General features: G+C 69.1%; 18 protein-coding genes. 7 read left to right on the top strand and 11 right to left on the bottom strand.

Annotated elements, in window-relative coordinates:
* Window positions 1–8: 8 nt before the first annotated feature.
* The 3 genes from rdfA to C438_RS09575 all read right to left on the bottom strand — a co-directional run bounded on the left by rdfA (window position 9) and on the right by C438_RS09575 (window position 4,102).
* Complete coding sequence (gene rdfA / locus C438_RS09585) at window positions 9–656, bottom strand: rod-determining factor RdfA (protein ID WP_004969171.1); 648 nt, start codon at window positions 654–656, stop codon at window positions 9–11.
* Between the two features lie 191 nt (window positions 657–847).
* On the bottom strand, window positions 848–1,855 hold the full coding sequence (locus C438_RS09580; RefSeq protein ID WP_004969170.1) for a DUF1616 domain-containing protein: 1,008 nt from the start codon (window positions 1,853–1,855) through the stop codon (window positions 848–850).
* 60 nt (window positions 1,856–1,915) lie between these two features.
* Entirely contained in the window at window positions 1,916–4,102 is a 2,187-nt protein-coding gene (locus tag C438_RS09575) for a DUF4129 domain-containing protein (RefSeq protein WP_004969169.1), read from the bottom strand.
* Between the two features lie 258 nt (window positions 4,103–4,360).
* On the opposite strand from C438_RS09575, the gene C438_RS09570 reads away from it, so the two are divergent.
* From C438_RS09570 to C438_RS09560, 3 genes are read left to right on the top strand one after another with little or no spacing between them, the layout of a single operon-like run.
* Complete coding sequence (locus C438_RS09570) at window positions 4,361–5,815, top strand: DUF58 domain-containing protein (protein WP_004969168.1); 1,455 nt, start codon at window positions 4,361–4,363, stop codon at window positions 5,813–5,815.
* A gap of 17 nt (window positions 5,816–5,832) precedes the next feature.
* A complete protein-coding gene (locus tag C438_RS09565) occupies window positions 5,833–6,327 on the top strand; it encodes a hypothetical protein (protein ID WP_004969167.1) in 495 nt (164 codons plus the stop codon).
* A complete protein-coding gene (locus C438_RS09560; protein ID WP_004969166.1) occupies window positions 6,324–7,394 on the top strand; it encodes a hypothetical protein in 1,071 nt (356 codons plus the stop codon). The genes C438_RS09565 and C438_RS09560 overlap by 4 nt, the downstream gene beginning before the upstream one ends.
* An 11-nt stretch (window positions 7,395–7,405) precedes the next feature.
* Here C438_RS09560 and C438_RS09555 read toward each other — a convergent pair whose 3' ends face one another.
* From C438_RS09555 to C438_RS09530, 6 genes are all read right to left on the bottom strand, one after another.
* Entirely contained in the window at window positions 7,406–8,395 is a 990-nt protein-coding gene (locus tag C438_RS09555; RefSeq protein WP_004969165.1) for an AAA family ATPase, read from the bottom strand.
* A gap of 97 nt (window positions 8,396–8,492) precedes the next feature.
* A complete protein-coding gene (locus C438_RS09550) occupies window positions 8,493–9,398 on the bottom strand; it encodes a DUF4350 domain-containing protein (protein WP_004969164.1) in 906 nt (301 codons plus the stop codon).
* On the bottom strand, window positions 9,399–9,674 hold the full coding sequence (locus tag C438_RS09545; protein WP_004969163.1) for a hypothetical protein: 276 nt from the start codon (window positions 9,672–9,674) through the stop codon (window positions 9,399–9,401).
* Between the two features lie 76 nt (window positions 9,675–9,750).
* The gene (locus tag C438_RS09540) at window positions 9,751–11,070 is read right to left on the bottom strand and encodes an ABC transporter permease (RefSeq protein WP_004969162.1); all 1,320 of its coding nucleotides are present in this window, start codon (window positions 11,068–11,070) and stop codon (window positions 9,751–9,753) included.
* Window positions 11,063–12,298 (bottom strand): FtsX-like permease family protein, encoded by a 1,236-nt coding sequence (locus C438_RS09535; RefSeq protein ID WP_004969161.1) that lies wholly within the window; start codon window positions 12,296–12,298, stop codon window positions 11,063–11,065. Before C438_RS09535 ends, C438_RS09540 begins: the two co-directional genes overlap by 8 nt.
* Window positions 12,291–13,040, bottom strand: a complete 750-nt coding sequence (locus C438_RS09530) for an ABC transporter ATP-binding protein (RefSeq protein WP_004969159.1) — start codon at window positions 13,038–13,040, stop codon at window positions 12,291–12,293. The genes C438_RS09535 and C438_RS09530 overlap by 8 nt, the downstream gene beginning before the upstream one ends.
* Window positions 13,041–13,197: 157 nt before the next feature.
* Between C438_RS09530 and C438_RS09525 the strand changes: the two genes are divergently transcribed.
* Window positions 13,198–13,725, top strand: a complete 528-nt coding sequence (locus C438_RS09525; protein ID WP_004969158.1) for a metal-dependent hydrolase — start codon at window positions 13,198–13,200, stop codon at window positions 13,723–13,725.
* Window positions 13,726–13,771: 46 nt separating this feature from the next.
* Here C438_RS09525 and C438_RS09520 read toward each other — a convergent pair whose 3' ends face one another.
* Entirely contained in the window at window positions 13,772–14,851 is a 1,080-nt protein-coding gene (locus C438_RS09520) for a hypothetical protein (RefSeq protein WP_004969157.1), read from the bottom strand.
* A gap of 115 nt (window positions 14,852–14,966) precedes the next feature.
* The gene (locus C438_RS09515; protein ID WP_049917930.1) at window positions 14,967–21,692 is read right to left on the bottom strand and encodes a PGF-pre-PGF domain-containing protein; all 6,726 of its coding nucleotides are present in this window, start codon (window positions 21,690–21,692) and stop codon (window positions 14,967–14,969) included.
* Window positions 21,693–22,309: 617 nt separating this feature from the next.
* On the opposite strand from C438_RS09515, the gene C438_RS09510 reads away from it, so the two are divergent.
* The 3 genes from C438_RS09510 to C438_RS09500 all read left to right on the top strand — a co-directional run.
* A complete protein-coding gene (locus tag C438_RS09510; RefSeq protein ID WP_004969155.1) occupies window positions 22,310–22,561 on the top strand; it encodes a hypothetical protein in 252 nt (83 codons plus the stop codon).
* 447 nt (window positions 22,562–23,008) lie between these two features.
* Window positions 23,009–23,299: a hypothetical protein gene (locus tag C438_RS09505; RefSeq protein ID WP_049917928.1), complete on the top strand. Its 291-nt coding sequence runs from the start codon at window positions 23,009–23,011 to the stop codon at window positions 23,297–23,299.
* Window positions 23,300–23,485: 186 nt separating this feature from the next.
* Window positions 23,486–25,699 (top strand): NADP-dependent malic enzyme (locus C438_RS09500; protein WP_004969150.1); only part of this gene is annotated, 2,214 nt, incomplete at its 3' end.

The raw sequence follows: 25,699 nt of genomic DNA, 5'->3' as shown, positions 1-25,699 counted from the left end.
CCGAACCGCTACTCGTCTCCGTCGTGGTCGCAGTCGCAGTGCCCGGAAGAGAGAAGCGCCGTCGGGGTCATTCGCGTGTCGCAGTCTGTGCAGGTGACTCTGATGTCGACTTCGACCTCGTACGCGCCGATGAAGACCGCCTCGGCCTTCACCAGTCGGTCGATGACGTCGATGGTCACGGTGCGAAGTCGGGACCGGAGCTTTCGAATCGTCGCGAGTCCCGACTCGGCCGCGTCCGTCTCGTCGTCGTCGTCGTCCTCGCGCTCGACGTTTCGGTGTCGCTTGAGGTAGTTGTACACCGACTGGTAAGAGATGATGTCGGCCTCTAACTGCTCGACATCGACGCCGCGCTCGCGGAGCGTGTTCCGCGCGTCGGTGCGGCTTCCCGCGGTCACGTCGTCGCTCGTCAGGAGTCGGTAGAAGTTCTCCGCCTCGCCATCGAGGACGTGCGCGCCGGCCTCGTCGAGCGCGGCCCGGATGAGTCGCTTGTTCACGTCGCCCTCCAGTTCGCGGAGGCTCCGTTGTGGCCGACCCTCGCCGAGCCACGCGGCGACGAGGTCGTCGCCGAGGCCGTCGAGTCCGTATCGGTCCGCGATGCGTTCTATCTTCGGACCTCGGCCGCCGCGGCGGGATACCGTCCTTCCAGAGTCTCGCATTGTGACTTCGCTGTCGCAAGCTTAGCGTGCAACACCCTAAGCGTTACCCATAGGTTATCAGAGATGATAAAACTAGAACACAAGCGAGTTACACGAGCTACGGGACGGTTCTCGCAGATTCCGGGGAGGTCCCGAGAAACGTCAGCGGGCTGGTCGGCCACGCGCCGCCCGACCGCGGTCGGGTTCGGCCGTCAGCTCTCGCGAACTGTCACCCAGAGGTGGACTTCGCGGTAGGCGTTGTCGACCGCCGGCGACGCCGGCGGCGCGCCCTCGTAGAGGAGGTACGTCAGTCGCAGGCGCTCGCCCGTCATCGTCGGGCGAACCTCGTGTGGCTCGTGCCACGTCTCGTTGTGTTCGAGTCGAGGGGTGAACGTCCGGAGCCGCTCTGACTCCAGGACGGTCGTCGAGTTGTTCGACACCTCGACGCGCTGGAGCACCGCGACGACGGTGTAGTTCACCGTCCGGTGTTCTCGATTGCCGACGCCGAGGACGAGCGACGCCGGCTCGCCGCGGACGAGTTCCTCCGGGTAGTTGTCGGCGGTGAGTTCGTCGTTCCCGTCTTCGGTCAGGAGGTACAGTTCGGTGAACGACTCGCCGTCCTTCGGCACCGCCACCGCGTAGCCGACGCTGGCGGTCGCGAGCACCACGCTCACCACGAGGACGACGTTCAGCATCGCGTCGGTCCGCGACGCCGGCTCGAACAGCTCGTCGCGCGCGGCGGCGAACCACCGCTGATAGGGGACCACCAGTCGCTCGTCTTCGGGGAGCGCCGACCGCCGGCTCGCCGCGAACGCCGTCGCGACGAGCGTGAAGCCGCTCACGACGACGAGGATGGGGGCGAGCCGTATCCCCCACGGCGTGAAGTTGAGGACGAGGCCGAGAAGCGGGACGACAGCGATGCTCGTTCCGAACGACAGCGCCACCCGCTCGATTCCGTCGATACCCTCAATCCGGTCGTGGCCCTCGTCGGCGTCTATCGGCGGGCCGCGCTCGGGGAACAGCGCCGCGATGAGCGCGTAGCCGGGGATGAAAAGCACGAACGGCAGGCCGACGACGACCCGAAGCGGCGTCCCCGCCAGTCCGGGCGTGAGCGTCGCGACGAGCGTGAGCGCGACCCCCGCGACGACGACCGCGAGGTCGGCCGGGAGCTCGCGGACGGGTCCGGGGAGGAACAACCGCCAGTCTTGGCGCGGCGACATCTACCCGAGGTGGGAGACACGAACACAAAAATCATTTGTCAGCCGCGGGTTCCGGCGGCGCTACTCGACCGCGCCGACGGCTTCCGAGGAGTCCGTACCGTCGCCCGACTCGGACGAGTCGAGCGCGTCGGACCCGGACGGGTCGGCGAGCGAGCGGGCCGTCTCGACCAGTTCGGCGGCGTCTTCGTCGCTCACCGAGAGCCCGCTGTAGGCCGCGCGCTCGTACCCCGCGGTGAGCGATTCGAGCGCGTCGGCGGGCGCGACGCCGGCGTCGACACAGCGGTCGCAGAACTCCCAGTGGGTCGCGGCGTCGTCCACCCCCGCGGCGGTCCCGAGCGACTCTCGGACGCCCGCGTAGGCGACGACCACCGCGTCGTTCGGCCGGCCGGCGTCGAGGGCCGCGGCCGCCGAGTCCAACGCCGTCGTCTCCGTCGTTTCCGGGTCCGACTCGGCCGCGTCGCCGGCGTCCGACGCGGCCGACTCGTCGGCGACCGCCGCCGTCACGGAGTCGCCAGCTCCGTTCCGCCGGAGGAGGACGGCGGCGACGAGCCCGACGACCGCGGTCCCGACGACGACCCACGCGAGGTCGAGCGGGTCGAACGGGAGTCCGCCGGACGCGCCGTTTCCGCCGTCGGCGACAGCGTTCGAGAGCCGGATGCTCGCCGTCGCGGCGGACGACCCGAGGTTCGTCCCCGCGCCGTCGAAGGCGGCCGAGACGGTCGCGTTCTCGGCGCTGGCGTCGCTCGGGAGGTCGAACGTCGCCCGGTACGCGCCCGACCGGTCGGTCGTCGCCGACGCGACCGCGCGCCCGCCGACGCTGACGGCGACCGTCTGACCGCGCACGGCCTCTCCCTCGTCGGTTTCGAGTCGGCCCTCGACGGCGACCGTCCCGTTCCCGGTCTCCCGGGCGCTCGCGTCGAGCGTCGTCTCCTCGGTTTCGAGCGGGACCGACGCCGTCGCGGGGGCGAACGTGACTGCCCTGTCGTCGCCGTCGGGCGCGACGCGGAGCGAGGCCGTCCCCGTCGCGGTCGCCGGGACGGTCGCCGAGACGGCCGATTGGCCGCTCGCGTTCGTCGCCGCCGCGGTCGCCGCCGACCCGGCGAACGTCGCCGAAAGCGGGTAGTCAGCCACCGGCGTCCCGTTCGCACGAACCGCGGCGCGAACCGAGACGGCGTCGGCGTAGCCGTAGGGCGACGCGGACGGCTCCGACAGCTCCGCGGTCGCGTTCACCTGCGAGACGGCGACGGGGACGACCCGCTCTGTCGCCTGATACATCGACGCGTCGTTCGGGAGGTACCGGACGACGAGCGACGAGGTGTCGGCCGGAATCCGCGTCGGTCGGTAGGTCAGTTCGAACGAGCCGTCGGGGGCGACCGCCGACCGGACCGTCTGCCCGCCGACCGCGAAGCGGGCGGTCGTCGCCGCGACCGGCGTGCCGTTGTCGGCGACGAGCGACCCCGAGAGGACGAGCGGGTCGGTAAAGGAGATGTCCCGGTCGTAGTCGTCGACGCTGAGGCGGGTGGCGACGAACTCGCGGGAGACGATTTCGTCGCGCCGCTCGGAGATGTTCGCCTGCACCGCCTCGATTCGGGCGCTGGAGTCCGTCAGGTCGCCGTCGGTCCGGTTCGAAATCGTCTCGAACGCGTCCGTGAGCCGGTCGGACTGCGTCTCTCCGTCCTCGGCGAGACGCGTCAGCTCGCGGGCGAGTTCGCGGGCGCGGTCGTCGTCGCCCGCCTGCCTCGCCGCCTCGTACTCGCGGCGGGTCTCGCGGAACTCGCTGACGGTGTCGACGTACGCCCGCTGGGTCTCGCCGACGGTCCGGTACTCCTCGCCCGCGCGGTCGGCTCCGGTCTCGCCTTCCACGTCGACGTACTTGGCGAGCGAGTCGTCGTAGTCGTCGCCGAGCGCCGCCCTCGCGGCCTCGTACTCGCCCTGACTGAGTCGCAGGGCGCTCGCGCCGATGTCGCCGTTGAGTTCGCCCGAGAGGTACGAAAGCAGGCGGTCGAGTCGGTTCTCGTCGCCGACCTCGTCGGGGTTCTCGTGGAGGACGCCGGTGCTGTTGTTCGTCTCGTTGGCGGTCTGTCGCGGCGGTCCCGCGGCCGGCCCGAGCGCCGAAGCGCGGCCCGAGTCGGCACCGACCGGCGCTGACGTCGTCGCGGCCGGGCCGTCCGCGGACGCGGCGGCCCCCGTCCCCGCGGAAACGACCGCCACCGGCGCTGTCGCGACGAGACAGACGACGACGAACATCGTCCAAAGCAACCGCGCCCGGCGGCCCGATTCTCCACGCACTACCCGTAGCCAGACGGGGGGACCTAATGGGTTTTGGCATTCGGCTGACGCTCCGCGGACGGGCGGGTCGCGAGATTCGGGGACTGCACCGGGTTAACAACCGGTTTAACGGCCGGGTGAACGCCGAATGCGCCCCGGGTCTCGGAGGGCGCGCGGCCGACAGCGGCCCGCGCCCAACACAAACATTCAACTTGGCCGGCACGAATCGAATCCACGATGCTTCCGACCCGCCGGTGGGCCGCGCTCGCAGGCGTCGCCTGCTCTCTCGCCGTTTACGCGGTCGTCCTCGACGAGCCGACGCCGCTCGTCGCCGCCTCCGGCCTCGCCGCGTGGCTCGTCGTCGCGCAGGTCGACGCCGTCGAGGCGATGCGCGCTGTCGACCGCGACCTTTCTGCGACCGTCTCGGTCGAGCCCACGTCGGTGTTCGTCGGCGACCGCGCCGCGGTGACGCTGACGGCGTCGCTGTCCGAGGCCGTCGACGCGCCCGTCGAGGTCGAACTCGTCGCGCCGCCGAGCGTGAACGCGCCGGAGCGGTCCCGCCGGACGGTCGCGTTCGACCCCGGCGAGACCGAGGGGTCGGTCACGTGCAGTGTGGAGTTCCCCGTCGCCGGGCGAATCGCGTTCGACGAGGCCGCCGTCGACATCGAGGGCCGCGCCGGTTTCTTCACCGAGACGGTGACGCTCGACCTCGACGCCCGCTGTCTGGTCGAACCGCCGGCCCCCGACGGCGTCCACGTCGGCCGCGGCGGCGAACTGGTCGGCGCGACCTTCGGCGACCACGCCAGCGACCAGACCGGCCCGGGGCACGTCCCCCACGAGACCCGGCAGTACCTCCCCGGCGACACGCTCTCGCAGGTCGACTGGAAGACCACCGCGCGGATGAACCACCCGTACATCCGCGAGTTCGAATCGGAGTCCGACTACCTGCTGTCGCTCGTGGTCGACTGCGGGTCGCACATGAACCGCGGGCCGACCGGGCGGACGATGCTGTCGTACGCCCGCGAGGTCGCGCTCGGCCTCGTCGACGCCGCGGAGTCCCACTCCGACCCGATCTCGGCGCAGTTCGTCGGGGACGATGCGACGACGTGGGAGTTCGGCCCCTCCTCGTCGTCGAACGCCTACCAGACGGTTCGGCGGCGACTGCTCGCGATAGCGCCGACGACCAGCCCGCGCCGCCCGGTCGGCGCGTCTCGCCCGGTCGCGCCGGAAGACGCCCGCAAGCGGAGTCGCCGTCTCGCCGGCGACGACTCGGCGTTCGCGGCGACGCTCCGGCCGTACCTCGACGACGGCGAGAGCTACGTCTCGCGGGTCAGCGACCGGCCGCTTTTCGACGCGGTGAAGTCCGCGTGCTCGCGGTCGGACCGACAGGACCACCTCGTGCTCATCACCGACGACTCGGCGAAAGTCGAGACGTACGAGGCGGTCGTCGTCGCGTCGAAACGAAGCTCCCAGACGAGCGTCTTCCTCACGCCGACGACGTTCTTCGACGACGCGGCCGAAGGCGACAGCGCCGGCGCGAGCGGTGCGAACGGGGCGGGCGACGCGGCCGGGTTCGTCGCCTTCGAGGAGTTCAGAAAGCGCCTCGAACGCCTGCCGAACGTCACCGCCTACGAGGTCGCCCCGAAGAGCGCGATGAAACTGGCGACGGGGCGGGCCACCGCCGCGGAGTGATACCGATGGAGACACCTGTGAACCAGAGCGAACGGACGATTCGAACCGTGTTGGACGCGAACGAGCTCACCCCGATGGACGCGGCGGGCGTCCTCTGTTTCACCCTCGCGGTGAGCCTGACAGACGGGCTGTGGGGGGTCGCCGCGGGTGGCTTCGTCCTCGTCGCGGCGGCGGCGAGCGAGGGACCGCTCGCGTTCGTCGTCGCCCAACTGACCGCCGTCTCGCTGTTCGGAGACGCGGGCCTCGTCGCGCTCGGAGCCACGCAACTGGCCGCGTTCCCGCTCCTCGCGAGCGCCGCGTACGAGCGGCCGCCGGACCGCGCTCGGCTCGCCAGACTGGCGGCGGGCTACGTCGTCGCCCTCGGGGTCGCGTGGGCGCTGTGGACGACGCTCCGGTGGGCGTGGCAGGCCGCGCTGGTCGCCGCCGTCCTCGCGGCGGCGGTCGCCTACGGACTCCACCGCTACGAGCGCGTCGCGCTCGGCCTCGTCGACGCGACGGAGGCGGAGCGATGAGCGCGGACGACGCCCGCGACCGGGACCGGGAGTCGGCGTTGACCAACGGGGACGCCCGCGCCGTCGTTTCGGCCGCCACCGGCGATGGCGGCGGCGACAGGCGACCGAGCACCGACGAGGCGGACGACGCCCGCGGCGAACTCGCCACCCTCCGACGCGAGAACGCCCGGCTCAGACAGCGCTACGAGGCGCTCCGAACGGGCCGGTATCGACAGACCGCCGTCGCGCTGGCCGGACTCGGCGTCGCCGGCCTCATCGGCGGCGCGCTGTTTCCGCCCGTCCGGGAGACGCTCGTCGTCCTCGGCGCTATCGGGCTGTTCGCCGCCGCGGTGACGCGGTATCTCACCCCCGAGCGATTCATCCCCGTCAGTGTCGGGTCGTCCGTGTTCGGCGCGCACGCGCGCAACCACGCCGCCGTCGTCGACGAACTCGGCCTGCAGGACGCGGCCGTCTACGTCCCCGACGAGGCGCGCGACAGCGTTCGCCTGTTCGTCCCGGAGCACCGCGACTACGCCCTTCCCGACGCCGAGTCGCTCCGCGACACTTTCGTCGTCACCGACGACGAACTGACCCGCGGCGTCGCGTTCGACCCGAGCGGCGGCGGCCTGTTCGACGAGTTCGCACGGAGCCTCGACGGCCCGCTCGGCGACGACCCCGAGACGCTGGCGCGACAGGCGACCGACGCCCTCGTGGAGCTGTTCGAACTCGCCGAGACCGCGACCGCCGAGACGGACGCCGCGGACGGTCGCCTGACGGTTCGCGTCGAAAACTGCCGATTCGCCTCGGCCGAGACGTTCGACACGCCCGTCGCGTCGTTCGTCGCCGTGGTCGCCGCCCGCGGCCTCGACGCGCCGGTCGTCACAGAGGTCACCGCCGGCGAGGAGACGGACTTCGCCGTCACCTGCCGGTGGGAGGTCGAAGACGGCGACGGTGACGCGGACGGCAACGAGTCGTCCGTGGATTCGGGGTCGGAGACAGCTCGCGAGGTCGAAATACCGGTGACTGGAGAAACAGAAGCAGAAGCAGAAGCAGAAGCAGAAGCAGAAGCAGAAACCGACGAGCGATAGCCGACTCGCGCTCAGTCGTCGTCGCCCGCGACCGAGGTCGCCGTCGACTCGTCGAGACCGACTTCGGGCGTCGGCACGGTGTCGACGACCTCCTCGACGACGTCTCGGGGATCGCGCCCGCTGATGTCTGCCTCGGTCCCGAGGACGAGGCGGTGTGACATGATTATCGGAGCCAGTCGCTTCACGTCGTCCGGAATCACGTAGTCGCGGCCGCGAATCGCCGCGGCGGCCTTCCCGGCCCGCAGGAAGGCCAGCGAGGCGCGGGGCGACGCGCCGAAGTCGACCGCGGCGTGCGTCCGCGTCGCGCCGACGAGGTCGAGGATGTAGTCGAACACCTTGTCGTCGACGTGGACGCTCGTGACGACCTGCCGGGCCTCCCCGATGTCGGCGTCGTCGATGACGTTCGAGATGTCCGAGGGCTTGAGCGACGGCGAGCGGTCGAACCGTTCGAGAATCTCCCGCTCGTCGGCCCGGTCGGGGATGTCGACGACGACCTTGAACTGGAAGCGGTCGCGCTGGGCCTCCGGGAGGTTGAACGTCCCCTCGTACTCGATTGGGTTCTGCGTGGCGACGACCATGAACGGGTAGGGGAGCTTGAGCGTCTCGCCTTCGATTGTCACCTGCCCCTCTTCCATCGCTTCGAGGAGCGCCGACTGCGTCTTCGGCGTTGCGCGGTTTATCTCGTCGGCGAGGACGACGTTCGAGAACACCGGCCCCCGCTGGAGGTCGAACTCGCCGAGGTTCTCGCGGTAGATGTGGGTGCCCGTGATGTCGGCCGGCAACACGTCGGGCGTCATCTGAATCCGCTGGTAGTCGAGGTTCGCGGCGTGTGCGAACAGGTTGGCGATAGTCGTCTTAGCCACGCCCGGAACCCCTTCGAGGAGGACGTGCCCGTTTGTCAGCAACGCGATAGTGAGCGCCTCTATCGCGTCTTCGTTCCCGACGAGGAGTTGCGACGTCTCGTCCAGGATGGCCTCGTAGACCTCTTCGGGAGCACTCATATGGCAACAGTCGGGACGGCGACCACATATAACTGCGGTCTCGGCGAGCCCGCGAGACGGACGGCGGGCCGACCGCGCCCCCGAGCGCCTCGACGGCCTACGAGAGCCGTCCCCGCCGGGCGACGAGCGCGACCGCGCCGACGACGAGGCCGCCGAACAGGAGTTGCAATCCGGCCGAGCCCCGGAGCGCCCGAAGCGCGACCTGCAGGGGCGGGCGCTCCTCGGCGTGCGAGAAGTCCAACACGACGGTCTGTCGGTCGGCCGCGAGCGCCGCCGCGAACGCCCGGTTGTCCGGCCGGTCGAGCATCGCGTTGATGAACACGCTGGGGTCGCTCACGACGACCACGTCGCCCGCGCCGAGGCGCTCTGCCGTCACGACGGGGTACGACTGAAGCGTCTCGGCGTCGTCCAGTTCGCCGTCGTCGTCGCGGTCGAGATACGAGAAGTTCGACGAGCGGACGAGAACGGTGCTTTCGTTCGCCGTCACCGTCGCCGGGTGGTTCAATGTGAGTCGCGTCACGTTTCGGGTGAGCGGGTCGGCGGCGACGCGTGTGGCGACCGGGAGCGCGCCGGCGCGGTACTGGTGGCGGTCGTCGCGGAGCGGCGTCCGGTCGATGCGCGCCGACGCGCCCAGTCGGGCGAGCAGGTCGTTCCCGTGCGGCCTGAAGTCGTCGGCGACGACGACGGTGCCGCCGGCGCGGACGAACGACTCGATGCGGGCGGCCTCGGCGTCGGTGTAGCCCCGCTCTGGCGAGATGACGAACGCGACGGTGCCCGCCGGGTCGACCGTCTCGTACTCGGTGGTGTTGTAGACGACCTGCGTCTCGGCACCCGCGTCCGAGGCGACGCCGCGAATGCCCGAGCCGCCGTCCCACGCGGCGTTGAACGCGCCGTAGGTCGACGACGAGGTGCCCGCGCCGACGCCGACGCCGACGAGCATCGCGACGAGGAGCGCCGCCGCCAACAGGTGCGGATAGCCGACCTCGCGGGAGCCGAGGCGCACTCAGAACACCCCCGGCGGGAGGATGTCGAGGATGCGTCTGACCACGATGTAGCCGAAGGCGACGAGGCCGCCGCCGATGAGCCACAGGAGCCGCCGCCGCCACGCGGGCGTCACCGCGACCGGCGCGGTGAGTTCGACGACGACGAGGAAACCGATGAGGGACACGACGAACACCAGCTCGTAGGACAGCGCGTCGAGGAGGACCAAGACGAGCGTCGCGCCGAGCATCCAGGCGAGCTGGGCGCGGATGAACCGCTCGCGTCGTGCCGTTGCCATGTACGGTCGTGGACGGGGCGGGATAACTAAACTATCGCTTGCGGGGGTGGGGAACCCCCCGGACGCCACGCCGCGACTACAGGTGGTCGAGCGGTCGGATGCCGGCTACCTGTCGGCTGACCGCGAGCGACGAGACGAGACTCATCACGAACGCGATGGCGAAGCCGCCGGCGAGGACCGTCTCCGGGAGGACGACCACGTCGCCGAACCCGACGAGCAGTTGGGCCAGTCGGTTCAGCCCGCGCGCGGCCGGGAACGACAGCGCCACCCCGAGCAGGCCGCCGAGCGTCCCGAGGACGAGCGACTGCACGACGAGCGTCAGCGACAGCGTCGACGACGACGTGCCGAGCGCCTTCAGCGCGGCGAGCTCCCGCGTTTGGTGGTAGACGTGCGACAGCAGGACGTTCACGCTGAGCGCCAGCCCCGCCAGCAACGCGAGGAAGACGAGGCTCCCGCCGGCGGCCATGATGACCGCCTGGTCGCGCAGAATCTCCGTGAGCTGTTCCTGATTCGTCCGCACGTCGTAGTCCGGGTAGTCCGCTTGGATGTCGGCCGCGACCGCCTCGGGGTCGGCCCCGTCGGCGACGGTGAGCGTCATGAGCGTGGCCGTGTCCGCGCCGGTCGAGCCCGTCACCTCCTGAAGCTCGCTCAGGTGGACCACGACGCTCGGCGTGCCGAGGAACCGCGAGAACGTCGGCGAGACGCCGACGACGGTGAACTCGTTTTCGCGGGCGATGCCCGTGGTGCCGCCGACGTACAGCGAGTCGCCGACGGAGACGTTCATCATCTCGGCGGTCCGCTCGTCGATGACGACCTCGTGGGTCATCGGCCCGGAGTAGTCGCCGTCGCCGTAGTGGACGTCCGATGAGCTGAACCCCGAGCCGTTCGTAATCTGGACCGACCCGCCGCGGGCGGGCGCGCCGACGCCGACGAGCGTCTCGTAGTCGGAGTCGTTGGACCTGACGTACACCGTCTGGAACGACATCGGCGTGACGAGTTTCACGTCCTCGCGGGTCTCCAGTTCGGCGTCTAACCCGTGGGCGTCGACGATGCTGTTTTCGAAGCCGCCGACGCCGGTCGGCGAGAACCGGACCGGGCCGCCGGTAATCCACACGTCGCGGCCCGCCGCGTCGAACTGCTGTTGGCCCGTCTGTATCACGCCGATTCCCGTCCCGGCCAGAAGCGTCGCCGCGAGGACCGCGAGCGTGATTCCGAGGACGGTCAGGACCGTCCGCCCGCGGGCGTGAGAGAGCTGTGAGACCGCGATGCCCGCCGACGCGCGGACTCGGGAGAGCCGCGGGGACCGCGACGGCTCCGGGGTCGCCCGACGATTCCCGTTCCCGTTCCCGTTCGCCGTCGCGTCCGAATTCCGGTTCGAACCGTCGTCATCAGTCATGCGACATCGCCTCCAGAGTGGGCGTCCGCCAGGTGAGCCACGCCGGATAGACGGAGGAGACGAGGCCGATGAGCGCCGCGACCGCGACGCTGTAGCCGACGAGCACCGGGTCGAACAGCGCGACCTGCACCCCGAGTAGCTCCCGCGTAATCGCGTTCGTCAGGTGGATGCCGCCGATGCCGGCCACGACGCCGACGACGCCGCCGACGGTGGCGACGACCACCGTCTCGGCGACGACGAGCAACATCTGCGAACTCGTCCGGTAGCCCATCGCCGAGAGCACGGCGAGATTGCGGCGGTCCGCGTTGACTTCGAGGCCCATCATCGTGGCGACGAACAGCACGCCGACGAGGACGGCGACGACGAGCGAGACGGCGGCCATCGCCAGGGGGAGACTGGAGGTCGACGCGCCGCGGACGGCGAGGCCGGTCTGCGTGACGACCGAGGTCCGCGGGTAGAGCGCCTCGATGTCGGACCGGACGCCCGCCGAGTCGGTGCTGACGAGCAGTTGGTCCGCGAGGTCGCCCTCGGTCGAGCCGGTCATCGTCTGCAGTTCCGAGAGGTGGACGAGCGCGACCGGGACGGGCCCGACGCCCGACGACAGCGACCCCTCGCGGACGTCGGCGACGGTGAAGGCGGCCTTCGAGCCGCCGACGCTCGCGGTCACCTCGTCGCCGGCCGAGACGCCGAGCAGTTCCGCGGCGGCGTCGTTGAGGACGAGTTCGCCGGTTCGGGGACCGTCGTAGCTCCCGTTGGCGTAGTGGGGGTCCCCCGGCGTGAGCGCCTCCGTCGAGACGCCGACGACCGACGTGGGTTCCTCCGGCGGGATGATGCCCGCCGCGAGGACGTACTCGTCGGTCGAGCCGCCTTCGGGCGCGAGCGTCACCAACTGCGTCTGGACCGGCGTGGCGTAGTCCACCCGCTCGTCGCGCGAGAGCCGGTCGGTAATCGCGTGGGTGTCGCCGAGTTGCGGACTGCCGACCGAGACGGCGACCGACGAGGCCGTGCTGGCCTCGGGGACGACCCAGTAATCGACGCCCTCGCTCTGGATGGCGTTTTCCGCGCCGAGGCCGAGGGCGATGCCGCTGACTGTCGTCATGAGCGTCACGGCGAGGGCGACGCCGAGGACGCTCAGGAGCACCTGCTTCGAGGAGGTGGTCCGCAGGCGACCGAGGACGCGCCGGCCCGCGAGGCCGACGACGCCGAACAGCCGGTGTCGCCTAGCCATCGCTCACCACGTGGCCGTCGCGGAGGCGGACGACGCGGTCGGCCCGCTCGATGACGTGTTCGTCGTGCGTGGCGACGACGACCGCCCGCTCCGTGGCGGTCTGTTCGATGTAGTCGAGGACGCGTTGGCCCGTCTCGGTGTCCAACTCGCCGGTCGGCTCGTCGGCGATGAGCACCGCGGGGTCGGAGACCAGCGCGCGGGCGATGGCGACGCGCTGTTGCTCGCCGCCGGAGAGTTCGCCCGGCTTGTGGCCGGCGCGGTCGCCGAGGCCCACCCGTTCGAGCAGTTCTTCGGCGCGGGCGCGTCGGTCGCGCTTCGACACGCCGCGTTCGATGAGCGGGAGCGCGACGTTACCGCGGGCCGAAAGCGAGGGGAGCAGGTGGAAATGCTGGAAGACGATGCCGATGGTGTCGCGGCGGAGTTTCGTCCGCCCGCGGTTCGACAGCGACCGGACGTCGGTGCCCGCGATGCGGACGTCGCCGCGGGTGGGCGTGTCGAGCGCGGCGAGGAGGTGCAACAGCGTGGACTTGCCGCTCCCGCTCGGCCCGGCGATGGCGACGAACTCGCCCGTCGAGACCGAAATCGAGACGCCGTCGAGCGCGCGGACCGTCGGGGCGTCGGACCCGCGGGAGAAAAGCGAGTCGGAGCCGCGGGTGTACTCCCGGACGACCTGCTCGCAACGGAGCGTCGCCGCCGAGTCCGCCGCGGCGGGAGGGCGGTGTTCGGAGACCGAATCAGACATACTGCCACGTGGTCCCCGGCGTGACATATACTTGGTGCGTGGTCGCCGCCCCGACGGGGCGAGGCCGACGCGACTCGACGAACGTCCAGATTCGCGGGGGCGCGCCGGCTCGCGTCGTCCACACGGTTGAATAGCCTCGGCGTCGTCCACCTCGGTAGTGTTCCCAATCGGCCACCTCGCCCTCGGATATCTCTCGGTCGCGCTCTTCCGGGTCGGCCGTCGCCGCCCGCTTCCGACCGGGTGGACGCTGGTCGCCGCGCTCGTCGGCTCGCAGTTGCCCGACCTCATCGACAAACCGCTCGCGTACTACGGCGTCCTCGTCAGCGGCCGTTCGCTCGGCCACTCGCTTCTCGTGATGCTTCCGGTGCTCGTCGTCCTCGTCGGCGTCGGCCACCGACTGGGCTACGACGAGCACGCGACCGCCCTCGTCGTCGCGACGCTCTCGCACTACCTCGGCGACACCTACCGGGCGCTTCTCGCCGGCGACTGGGGTTCGATGCAGTTCCTCCTGTGGCCCCTGTTCCCGGCGACCGACTACGCCTCGGACTCGATTCCGCCGTGGGTCCGCGTGCTCGAATCGCTCGGCGACCCGCGGTACAACTTCCAGTACGCCCTCGCCGCCGTCGCGTTCGGTATCTGGGCGGTCAACCGGCTCGACCGTCGGCGAGCGCGCGCGGAGCGCTAGCCCGGCGGCGCGGCGAAGAAAAAGCGGCGGGTGACGCGGGCGCTGATTAGCCGACGAGTCGCCGGCCGACCGCGAAGACGACGAGCGCGCCGAACAGGAGGTACGGCGCCGTGTTCGGAACTTCCGAAGACGTCGTCGACTGGGCCGTCGCGGTGGACTCGTTGGGCGTCACGACGTTGTCGGTCGTCGTCTGGGCCGTCGACGTGTCGGTCGACTCGGTGGAATCTCCCGTCTCGTCGTCGGCCGTGGTATCCGCGGCGTCGGTCGTCGCCGTCGACTCGGCGGTGTCGGTCGCCGCCGTCGACGTGTCGTCGGACTCGGTGGTGGTCGTCGTGGCGTCGTCCTCGCCGCCACCGCCAGCACCGCCGGAGCCCTCGTCGGGCGTCGACGTGTCGTCCGTCTGTTCGGTCACTTCGACCGTCGAGGCGTCGCTCACGCCGATGAGCTCGTTCTCACCGAGGGCCCGGTCGTCGCCGCGGACGACCGCGTACAGCGAGTAGTCGCCGGAATCAACGTCGTCGGTGGAGACGGACGCCGAGTAGTGCGTGTCGTTGACCGCCGAGGCGTCGACGCGGACGTTCTCGGAGTCGTCCGCGAGGACGACCTGCACGGCCTCGACTGACTCGCCCGACGCGACCTCGTCGAGTTCGACGGTCACGTCGAGGTCGTCCGACTGCTCGACGCTCCCGGCGGCCTGCGTCGAGACCGCGTAGGCGCGAATCACGAGGGGTTCGCCGGCGTACACCTCTTCTGTCGACTGGTTGCCGACGACGACGGCGTAGGTTCCGGGGTCGAGCCCGCCGGTGCCGAACTCGCGGTCCGCGTCACCGGTCGCCGACGCGGACCGCCGGATTCGCTGTTCGGAGTCGAGAATCGTGATCGTGTAGTCGCTGTCGCTCGGCGCGTCCACGGAGACCGAAACGGCGTCGCCGGCGTCTGCGCGGCCGACTTGGGTGACGGTGAACTCGCCTTGCGAGGTCGAGACGGTTCTGTCGACGGTGTCGATGGAGCCGTCGATATCGATATCGTAGTCCCCGTTGGCCCCCACGGCCGGGGGCGCGACGGCCGCGAGGAGCATCGCGGCGACCACGAGAACGGGAATCGAGACGCGGGGTCGTAGCATCATCGTTCGTTTTGCTGACCGGTGGTAAAAGCTTGTAGGCAGTTCGCCGCGCCGACCGCGGGCGGCGCTGGTCCGGTCGAAAAAAAACGAAGGAGAGACGAACCGCGCGGTGCGGTCGTTAGTCGTTCCGGCGGACCGCGAGGAGCGCGGCCGCGAGGAGCGCGACCACGGCGAGCGCCGCGCCGAATCCGGGAACGGGGGAGTCGGTCGTGCCGCTCGCGGTCGTCGACGTTTCGTCGTCGAAGCCGGGCGTACTGGACGCCGTGGTGGTGGTGCCGCCGTCCGGCGTCGTCGTCGTGTCGTCGTCGGTCGGGGTCGTCGTCGTGACGACCTGCCGCGACGTCACGGCGAAGTACGAGAAGCCGGGCGTGTCGGCCTCGATGACGACCGCGCCGTCACCGCTGTCGACGACGCGGGTTTCGAGGTCTTCCCACGAGCCGGAGTCCTCGTTGAACCGCCGGACCACGAGGTCGGACGATTCGACGCCGAGTTCGTCGAGCCGGCTCTGTCTGACGGTGAACCGGAGGGTCGACTGGCGGTCGCGCGCGCTGTCGGGCACGTCGATGCGCACGTAGCTGACGGCCGTGCCGCCGGGCTGTCCCACGCTACCGGGGAGCCCCGAGCGTTCGCTGACGGTGATTTCACCGGTCGTCTGCTGGCTGAACGTGATGCTCACCGCGGAGACGCCCTGCCCGCCGTCGAACTGCGCGTCGAAGCCGCGCGCCGAGAACAGCCGGTCGCTGTCGGTCGTGTCGTCGTGGGGGAGGCTGTTACCGCCGCCGCCACCGCCGCCACCACCGACGTTCGCTTCCTCGACGGTGATACTGCCAATCTTGACGCCGTTGACCCGCAGATCGTACGTGCCGGCGTCGTCGATGGAGACGCTGTACGTCAGCGTGCCGGAGGAACCGGGGCCGACGGTGACGCTCTCGGTGGCCAGCGTCGTGCGGCCGGCCGTGAGCGCCTTGGTGTACGTCCCCTCCGCGGTGCCGGTGTTGTTCACGCGCACCCTGACCGTGAACGTCTCGTCGGTGTCCACGGTCGTCTGCGAGATGGTGCTCGCGCCCGCGTCGATGCTGAACGCCGGGGCACGCGCCGAGACGGTGACCGTGTCGATGGTCGTGCCGTTGAACGCGTAGACGTAGTCGCCGGTTCCCGGCGGGGTGTCGGTGAAGGTGAACGTCCGCTGTGCGCCGGAGGCGAGCGAGGTCGAGATGTTCCCGACCGTCGTTCCGTTCCGGGTCACGTCGCCGGAGACGTTGCCGCTCGCGCCGCCGAGATTACCGAGTTTGACCGTGACGGTCGTCTCCTCGCCTTCGAGGAGCGACGTCGGACTGGCCGACGAGTCGCCGAGCAGTTGGATGTCGGCGCTCGGCGAACTCACGTCGAGCGCGTTCGTCGCGGTCGTCCCGTTGACCGCGACCGTGTAGGTGCCCGCGTTCGTCGGCTTGATGACGAAGTTCACGGAGTGGTTCTCACCGGTGGCGAGGGTCACGGACTTCGTGACGCCGAAGTCGGTGGTGCCCGCCTGACTGGTGCCGGTGACGCCGACGTCGGTCGAGCCGGACTCGTCGCCGAAGTTCTCGACCTGCGCGGTCACCTCGACTTGGTCGCCGGTCTGGGCGCTCGTCGGGTCGAGCGTGACGGACGTCACCGAGATGTCCGGGCCCTGATTGACCGAGAACGTCGTGTCGTTCGTGGTCGTGTCGCCGTTGTTGTTGGTGACGCGCACGCTGAGCTGGTGGTCGCCCGAGTCGATTTCGGACGAGTTGAGGTCGAGCGTCGCGCCGGGGTTCGGGAACACCGTCGCGTCGTCGGTCACGTCCTCGCCGTCGAGCAGAATCGTCACCGCGGAGGCGTCGATGCCGCTCTCGGGGTCGGTGTAGTTCACTTCGACCGAGAAGTTAGCGTCGCTCTCGAAGGTGGCGTTCCGGGAACTGACCCGCGTGACGTTCGGTGCCGTCAGGTCGGGCGCGACGGTGAAGTTCACCGTCGAGGCGTTCTCGTTCCCACTGCGGTCGGCCGCCGAGACGGACACCTTGTGGCTGGTGCCCGGTTCGAGACCGGTCTCGTTGAGCCGGATGTTCGAGAGGTCGTCGAGGTTCGCCTCGCTCGTGACGTCGGTCCCGTCGAAGGTGACGGTCACGGAGCTGAGGTTGACGCCGCTTTCGGCGTCGTCGACGCTCGCGGTCACGTTGACCGAGGTCGTCGTGTTCGAGAGTTCGTCGCCCTCGGCGGGGTTGGAAATCTCGACCGTCGGCTCGGCGTCGTCGTCCGCGACGCTGAAGTTCGCCGTGCGGACGGCCGTGTTACCGGCGTTGTCGGGCACGCGAACCGTCAGGTTGTGCGTCTCGTTTCCGTCCACGGAGACGGTCGTGTCGAACCCGGTCGCGTCGGGCGCGGCCGAGGCCGTGATGTCCTGTCCGTCGTACAGGACGGTGACGTTCTCCGCGTCGACGCCGGTGTCGTTCACCGCGTCACTCGCTTCCTCGTAGGTCGCGTTGAGTTCCACCGTGTCGGTGCCGAACGGGAAGGTCGTGCCGTCGGTCGGGCCGAGTGCTGTGACCGTCGGCGCTTCCCGGTCGTCCTGCACGGTGAAGTTGACCTGCTCGGTCGCCGTGTTGGCGGTGACGTTCGTGTCGGACGCCTCGATAGTGACGGTGTAGTCCGCCGGCGGGAGGCCGGGCGCGGTGTAGTTGACCGACTCGTTCGTGACCGTCGCGTCGTCGGTCACGTCCCTGAGCTGGCCGTCGCTTTCGACCGTCACCGACACCGAAGACGCGTTGACGTCCACGTTGTCGGAGAGCGTCGCGTTCACCGAGACCGTGTTGTTGGCCTCGGAGAACTCGGCGCCCTCGGTCGGGTCGTCGTAGCTGATGGTCGGCGCTTCCGTGTCGTTCGTGACCGCGCCGTAGGTCGACAGGCCGGTTCGGGTCGCGGTGTAGTAGTCACCGGTCAGGCCGAACGGGTCGGTCTGGAGCGTCGTCGGGAGCACTCGCGTGCCGCCGCGCTCGATGTAGACGATGTAGAAGCCGTTGCCGGAGGTGTCGAGGTCGGCGCTGAAGCCGTAGGTGACGTCCTCGATCTGGTCCTCGGTGAGGCCGGCGTTGGCTTCGAGGTATCTCGTCGCCGCCGTGCCCTGCGAGAGGGCGTTCGGCGGGATGTTCGTGTCCGTCAGCGTGACGACGGTCTGCCCGGCGGGCAGGTCCGCGTCGTCGCTGGCGTTAATCCGAACGAACGTGTTGCCGCTCGAGCTCACGAGCAGGAGCGTCGACTGCTGGGAGAAGTCGTTGCTCGTGACGGTCGCCGTACTGGAGTCGCTCGCGGTGTTGCCGGCGCGGTCGGTCCCCGTCACGTCGAGCGCGTACTCGCCGGACTCGTTCGTGGCGAGGTCGGCGGTCCACGTCGTCGAGTCGACCCGCGTGAGGGTCAGCGACTCGACGTCGTCGTTCGGGTACGTGAGTTCCGCGTCGGGGGTGTCGGCGAGCGGTTCCGTGCTCGCCACGCTGACCGAGAGGTTACCGGACGCGGTCGTGTTGAGCGTCGCGGTGACGCCGGGGTCGGTCGTGTCGACCACGACGGGCTCGGACCGTTCCACGGTAACGTCGTTGTTACCGAGGTCGGTCGCGGTCGCCGTCAGCGTGTAGCTCCCGTCGGGGAGTTCCGAGGCCACGTCGAGCGTGTGGTTCCTCGTCTCGCCGTCCGGCGTTCTGTCGGGCGTCCGTTCGAACGTCGCCGTCACGCCCGAGCCGGACTCGAAGGCGTACTCGACGGTGACGCTCTCCGAGGTGCTGTAGGTGACGTTGACGCTACCGTTCGTGTAGACGGTGTCCGTCGTCCCGTCGACGGCCGACACGTCGTAGGTCGGTTCCTCGTTGTCCACGCAGACGGTGGCGTTGGCGACGCCGGTGTTACCGCCGGCGTCCGTGCCCACGAGCGTGAGGTTGTAGGAACAGCTGGCGACGAGCGCGCCGTCGTCGTTCGTGCCGTCCCACTCGATTTCGAACTCGCCGGTGGAACGAGCGAGCGAGGTCACGTCGCGCGTGTAGACCGCCTCGTCGTCCGAGTCACGGACGACGAACGCCGCGGATTCGAGGTTGTCGTCGGCGCTGTCGAGCGTGATGTCGACGGGGTTGTTCGCGCTCACGTCCTCGTCGTCCTCGACGTAGTCGGGATCGAGCGTGAGACTCGCGGTCGGCGCGGTCTCGTCGTACTCGAACTCGAACAACCGCGAGGTGGCGTGGCCGGCCTCGTCGACGACGGTCAGTTTCGCGGTCGTCGGCCCCTCGGCGAGCGGGACGCCGAGTTCGGAGACGTTGATTTCGAGCGTCGAGTTGGTGTTCGTCGTCGCGTCCGAGAGGTCGACGGCCGTGCCGTCGACGACAAGCCTCGTCGCGCTGGCGTTGATTCCGGACTCCGCGTCGCCGTTGCGGTCGTCCGCGAAGGACGCCGAGATAGTGCTCGACGGTCCGGCGACGTCGGTCGGCCCGACGCTCGTGACGCGCGGCGAGGAGACGAAGTCGAAGGTGAACGTCCGGGTGATCGTGTTCCCGGCCGTGTCGGTCGCGTTGACCGTCAGCGTCGTCTCTCCCTCGTCGAGGTCGCCGGTCGGGACGGTCGCACTCCCGTTGGCGTCGAGCGAGAGCGGCTGTGGGCCGTTACCGAAGTTGTACGTCGCGCGCCTGATGTCCGACTCGTCGCTCACGCTGAGCGTGATGGGCGTCCCGAAGGGAACCGCGCCCTGTGCGGGTGCCGGAAGCCGGACGGTCGGCGGGAGCCGGTCGCGCCGCGTGACCGTCAGCGTCGAATCCGCTTCGACGCCGTTGACGGCGACGGTGAAGTTCCCGACGTCGTCGGAGCCGAGCGCGGTCGGCGCGAGGGCGGTCACCTTCCTCGTGACCGTGGAATCGGCGCCCACGACGACGGTTCGGGTGGTGTTGTAGACCTCCGTGTCGCCCTCGTCGTCGGTCGTGGTGTACGTGAGCCGGACTAAGTCGGAGCGGCCACCGGTGTTCTCGACGGTCGCCGAGACGGTGTACCGCTCAGTCGTGTTGATGCTCGTCGGCTCGACGCTGACGTCGGTCACGCTCGAGTTCGCCGGCGCGATGACGCGGACGGTCCGCGAGACGAGCTCGGCGTCGTCGGTCGAGAGCTCGTCGATGGAGACGTCGTAGGTTCCGGGGTCCTCGAACGAGGTGGTGAAGCTCACCTCGGTCGACTCGCCGGGCTGGAGCTCGCCGGTGTCGGACGGCGACTGCGCCTCGCCGTCGACGGTGATCGCCGCCTCGTAGCTCCCGTTGACGTCGCCGACGTTCTCGACGGTCGCGTTAGCGACCACTTCGTCGCCGGGAAGGACCTGCTGGGGCTCGACGGTGAGGTTGCTGTACTCGAAGGTCGCCGGCTCGAACACGTCGAGCGCGAGCGTGGCGTCGGCGAACGCCTCGCCGTTCGTCACGTTCTTCGACGCGATGGCGTCGTACTCGCCGGCCGTCGGAACGGTGACGACCGCGACGCCGTTGGCGTCCGTCTGGACGGTCGTGTCGCCGACGGTGACTTCGGCGTTCTGGACGGCCGCGCCGGTGTCCTCGCGCGTGACGGTGAACTCGACGTCGTCGCCCGCGACGGGCGTGGTCGTGTTCGCCGTCAGGTTCAGCTGGACGCTCTGGGCGACCTGTAGCGGCGCGCGGTTCGTCACCGACTCGGTGCCCGACTGGTTCGTCGCCACGTGCATCACGACGTAGTCGCCGGGCGTGGCTCCGTCGGGGATGGGGACCTCGACGGTCGTCCGGTTGCCCGCGACCTTGGTCACGGCCGAACCGTAGACGGTCGCGCCGGGACTGACGACGCGGACGCCGTCGAACTGCGACGTGCTGTCGTTGAAGCGGTCGAAAATCGACATCGCCGTCTGGCTCCCGACGAACGACTGCGAACCGGGAGTGACGCCCATGACGTTCGTGTCCGCCGGCATCTGACTGGTCCCGTTGACCCGCGCGATTTCGGTTTCGAGGGAGATGCTCGACCGGTCGGTCGCGTTGATGGTCTGGTCGTAGCTCGAGAGGTCGGACTCGTTGAAGATTGCGACGGTGTGGCTGACCTCGGTCGCGTCGAGCGACGAGGCGTCCACGGTGACCGTCACGTTCTGGCCGTTGCCCGCGGGCGACGGCGCGCTCACCGACGACGACCCCTGCTGGACCGGCAGGGCGTCGACGCCGACGAACGTGACGTTGCCGTCGGTTTCGAGGTTCCCGTCGCCGTTGGTGTCCGAAAAGCCGTTCCCGTCGTCGACGGTGACGACCGCGAACATCCACATGCCGGACTCGTCGGGCGTGAACGCGAACGAGTTGTCGTCCGCCGCGCCCGTGGTCTCGCCGACGACCGAGGAGGTCACGCTGTCGTCGCTGGTGAGCGTCTCAGCGACGCCGGAGATGCTCCGGGGAATCGACGCGCCCTTCTCGAGTTTGGCCGCGACGAGCTGGACGTCCTGGTCCTCGATGGCGCGGGGAGCGCCGGCGTTCGAACCGGCGAACGTGAACGGGACCTCCTGTCCGACGTTGTACACGTACATCGGGTTCTTTCGGAGGGACTGTTCCGTCCCGTCTTGCCGGACGTACGTGTTGACCGACTGGACCTGATACGCCGCGGCCGAATCGAGCCGCGGGTCGGTGTCGTCGGGCCGGAGCGTCAGGAACGCGCCGTCCCAGACGCTGATGTTCTCCGACGCCTGTGTCAGTTGGTCGTCGTCGACCGTGTCGAGTTGGTTAGCGGGCGGTCCCCCCAGCTGTGCCTCACCGGTGGTGGTCCCGACGCTCGCAGACACTGGGCCTGCGATAACCGAGAAAACCACGATGAGAGTGAGTGCAAGACTCAACCCTTGTTGGGAGAGCCTGCGGTAACGACTCATGTCTCACTCAACAGATACGAACGCCATAATACTTTTGAATGGAAAACTTTCTGAAAAATCGATTCGTGGTCGCGGGCGGTCCTCACGCGGTCGAAATCGACGCCCCGTGGCGCGACCCCCCAGCGTGGCCACCGCGGTCACGAACCCAGAGATACTGTCAGTGACAATAGCGGTGACATCGCCCGCTGTCGGCTGTCGCGCGGCACGAGAGCCACTGCGAACCGACGACGGACGCCGTTCGAGCGGTCGCAGAGGTATAACGGACATATAGGTATCACACTGACCGGCAACGCCGTCTGACGCGTTCGCGAGCGCTCGAAGACGCACGCGTCGGGGAGGCGACGCGCGCGAACACGGGGCGCTCGCGTTGTAGGTATGTTGATGGCGCGCCTCAGCCGCAGACGCGCGTCGTCTCAGCCGCGTGTCAGTCGCCGTCGCGCGTTTGGGTAACGGTTATCATCGTGGTCGTTGGAGTTGTAGTCGAAGCTCGACAGAATCTCTCAAGAGGTGGTGGGGTGAGATACTGCTCAGAGTCGTCACGAACTGTGGGTTGTCAACGAATGGCCAACAAACGATACGAAGCAGGCGAAACCGTCCCGACGGACATCTGTTCGGCTCTCGGTGTCGAGGACGCGCTGACGTTCGCCGTGCCGGTCGAGGTGTACCACGGCTACGGAAGCGCGAGGCACGTCTACCCGACAGAACAGATCGAACGCGTCTCCGACCTGTTCGTCATCGACGGCGAACCCGACGAGATGACCGCCGCGGACGGAGTCCGCCTCTACACGATTCCGCACGACGCCCTCCGCTGAGTTCGACGCCGCACCGACGGGGTGTACGCGAGCCGAACTGTCCGAAATCCGACCATCGACCGGCCGGCCCGCGACACGCCAACATGCAAGCGACCGGACTGGACAGCTGGCAGACTGCTCTCTCGGTGCCGCGACGGTTGACGCGTGGGTTCCCTTTCGGGGGATAGCCGCAGGTCTCGAATCGGTCACCCATTCCCGCCGGAGAGACGCATTGCGAGCCTCGTTTCGAGACCGGCGGCCCGTCGGTCGGTTACGACGCGGCGACTCGGTGACGCACCGACTCGCGCCCGCCAAACGTATCAACCACACATATAGTTCCGTTGGTTGAGTAATAGTTATGGCGGTGCTCGTTGGATATGTGGCTGAAACCTGAGCAGTTCGGTCCCGGAGAGTGGGCGGGGAGAGACACTGCTCAGGATAATGAAAAATAGTGTGGGTTGTCAACGGATGGTCAAAGACAGATACGATGCAGGGGACGCGGTGCCGTCAACTATCTGTACAGTTTCCGACAAGGACGACGAGCTGACGTTCGGCTCGACAGTCGAGGTCGACGAGGGAGAGGTGGCGTTCGCCGTGCCGGTCGAGGTGTACCACGGCTACGGGAACGCGAAACACATCTATCCCATCAAGCAAGTCGACGCAGTTTCGGACCTGTTCGCGACGGAGAGTCAGTTCGAGGAGGTGTCGATAGCGGAGAACGTTCAGCTCTACACGATGCCGCACGAAGCGCTTCGGTGAGTGAGCGAGTCGCGGGGTGGAACGGACTGCTGACGGGGCCATCGGCCGCGAACGCACCGTCCAGCCCGTATACTCCGATTCCTCGACGGAGAGACAGCGCGACGAGCGGTCGTATCGTGTGACTCTCGTTGACGAGGCGCTGTCGGAGCGAAGGGTCTACTTACCTGACCGTACCCATCACGAGCAATGACGCTCGAAGACGACGCCCGAGACTACCATCGGCGTCCGCCCGCGGGGAAAGTGGAGATAGCGACGACGAAGCCGACGAACACCCAACGCGACCTGAGTCTGGCGTACTCGCCGGGCGTGGCCGCGCCGTGTCTCGACATCGCGGACGACGAAGACGCCGCCTACGAGTACACCGCGAAGGGCAACCTCGTCGGCGTCGTCTCCAACGGCTCGGCGGTGCTCGGCCTCGGCGACATCGGCGCGCAGGCGTCGAAGCCGGTGATGGAGGGCAAGGGCGTGCTGTTCAAGCGCTTCGCCGACATCGACGTGTTCGACGTCGAGTTCGACCACGACGACCCACAGGCGTTCGTGGAGTCGGTCGCCGCGATGGAGCCGACGTTCGGCGGCATCAACTTGGAGGACATCAAGGCCCCCGAGTGCTTCGAAATCGAGGAGTCCCTGCGCGACCGGATGGACATCCCCGTGTTCCACGACGACCAGCACGGCACGGCCATCATCTCCGGCGCGGCGCTCCTGAACGCCGCCGACATCGCCGACAAGGAGCTGTCGTCGCTGAACGTCACCTTCTCGGGGGCGGGGGCGGCCGCGACCGCGACGGCGCGGTTCTACGTCTCGCTGGGCATCCCCCACGAGAACATCACGCTGTGCGACATCGACGGCGTCCTCTCGGAGTCGCGGGCCGAGGCCGGCGAACTCGACGAGTACGCCGAGCCGTTCGCCCGCGGCGTCGACGACGGCGACCTCGAAGACGCAATCGAGGGCGCGGACGTGCTCGTCGGCCTCTCGGTCGGCGGCATCGTCAGCCAAGAGATGGTGCGGTCGATGGCCGACGACCCCATCATCTTCGCCATGGCGAACCCGGAGCCCGAAATCGCCTACGAGGACGCGAAAGCGGCCCGCGAGGACACGGTCATCATGGCGACGGGGCGCTCGGACTACCCGAATCAGGTGAACAACGTCCTCGGCTTTCCGTTCATCTTCCGCGGCGCGCTCGACGTGCGCGCGACCGAAATCAACGAGGAGATGAAGCGCGCGGCCGCCGAGGCGCTGGCGAACCTCGCCCGACAGGACGTGCCCGACGCGGTCGTCAAGGCCTACGGCGACGGCCCCCTCCAGTTCGGTCCCGACTACCTCATCCCCAAGCCGCTCGACCAGCGCGTCCTCTACGAGGTGACGCCGGCCGTCGCCGAGGCGGCCATGGAGAGCGGCGCGGCCCGCCGCGAGCGCGACCTCGATGACTACCGCGAGGAGCTGGAAGCCCGCCTCGGCAAGTCCCGCGAGATGATGCGCGTCGTCCTCAACAAGGCGGCGTCGAACCCCAAGCGCGTCGTGCTCGCCGAGGGCGAAGACGAGAAGATGATTCGCGCCGCGAGCCAACTGGTCGAGGAGGGCATCGCCGAGCCCATCCTCGTCGGCCGGACGAAGGAGATTCTCCGGACCGCCGAGGACCTCGGTCTCGACTTCGACCCGACCATCGCCGACCCCGAAAGCGGCGAGTGGAACCACTACGTGGACCACCTCTACGAGCGCCGCCAGCGCAAGGGCCTCACCCGGACCGAGGCGGCCGAACTCGTGCGGAGCGACTCGAACTACTTCGCCAGCGTGATGGTCGCCATGGGCGACGCGGACGCGATGCTGACCGGCCTCACGCACCACTATCCCTCGGCGCTCCGCCCGCCGCTCCAGATTATCGGCACGGCCGACGACGCCGACTACGCGGCCGGCGTCTACATGCTGACGTTCCGGAACCGCGTCATCTTCTGCGCCGACGCGACGGTCAACCTCGACCCCGACGAGAACGTGCTCGCCGAGGTGACGAAACACACCGCCGAGCTCGCGCGGCGCTTCAACGTCGAACCCCGCGCGGCGCTCCTCTCGTATTCGGACTTCGGGAGCGTCACGAACGAGGGGACGCGCAAGCCCCGAAACGCCGTCGAGCAACTGCACGCCGACCCCGAGGTCGACTTCCCGGTCGACGGCGAGATGCAGGCCGACACCGCCCTCGTCGAGGAGATGCTGACCGACACCTACGACTTCGCGGAGCTCGACGACCCCGCGAACGTCCTCGTGTTCCCGAACCTCGAAGCGGGCAACATCGGCTACAAACTGCTCCAGCGCCTCGGCGGCGCGGAGGCCATCGGCCCGATGCTCGTCGGCATGGACAAGCCGGTTCACGTCCTCCAGCGCGGCGACGAGGTCAAGGACATCGTC

Origin of the sequence: Haloferax denitrificans ATCC 35960 (assembly GCF_000337795.1) — an archaeon.
Classification (GTDB): Archaea; Halobacteriota; Halobacteria; order Halobacteriales; family Haloferacaceae; genus Haloferax; species Haloferax denitrificans.
The sequence above is the reverse complement of the archived record's forward strand: the minus strand, read 5'-3'. Positions and strand labels throughout refer to the sequence as shown.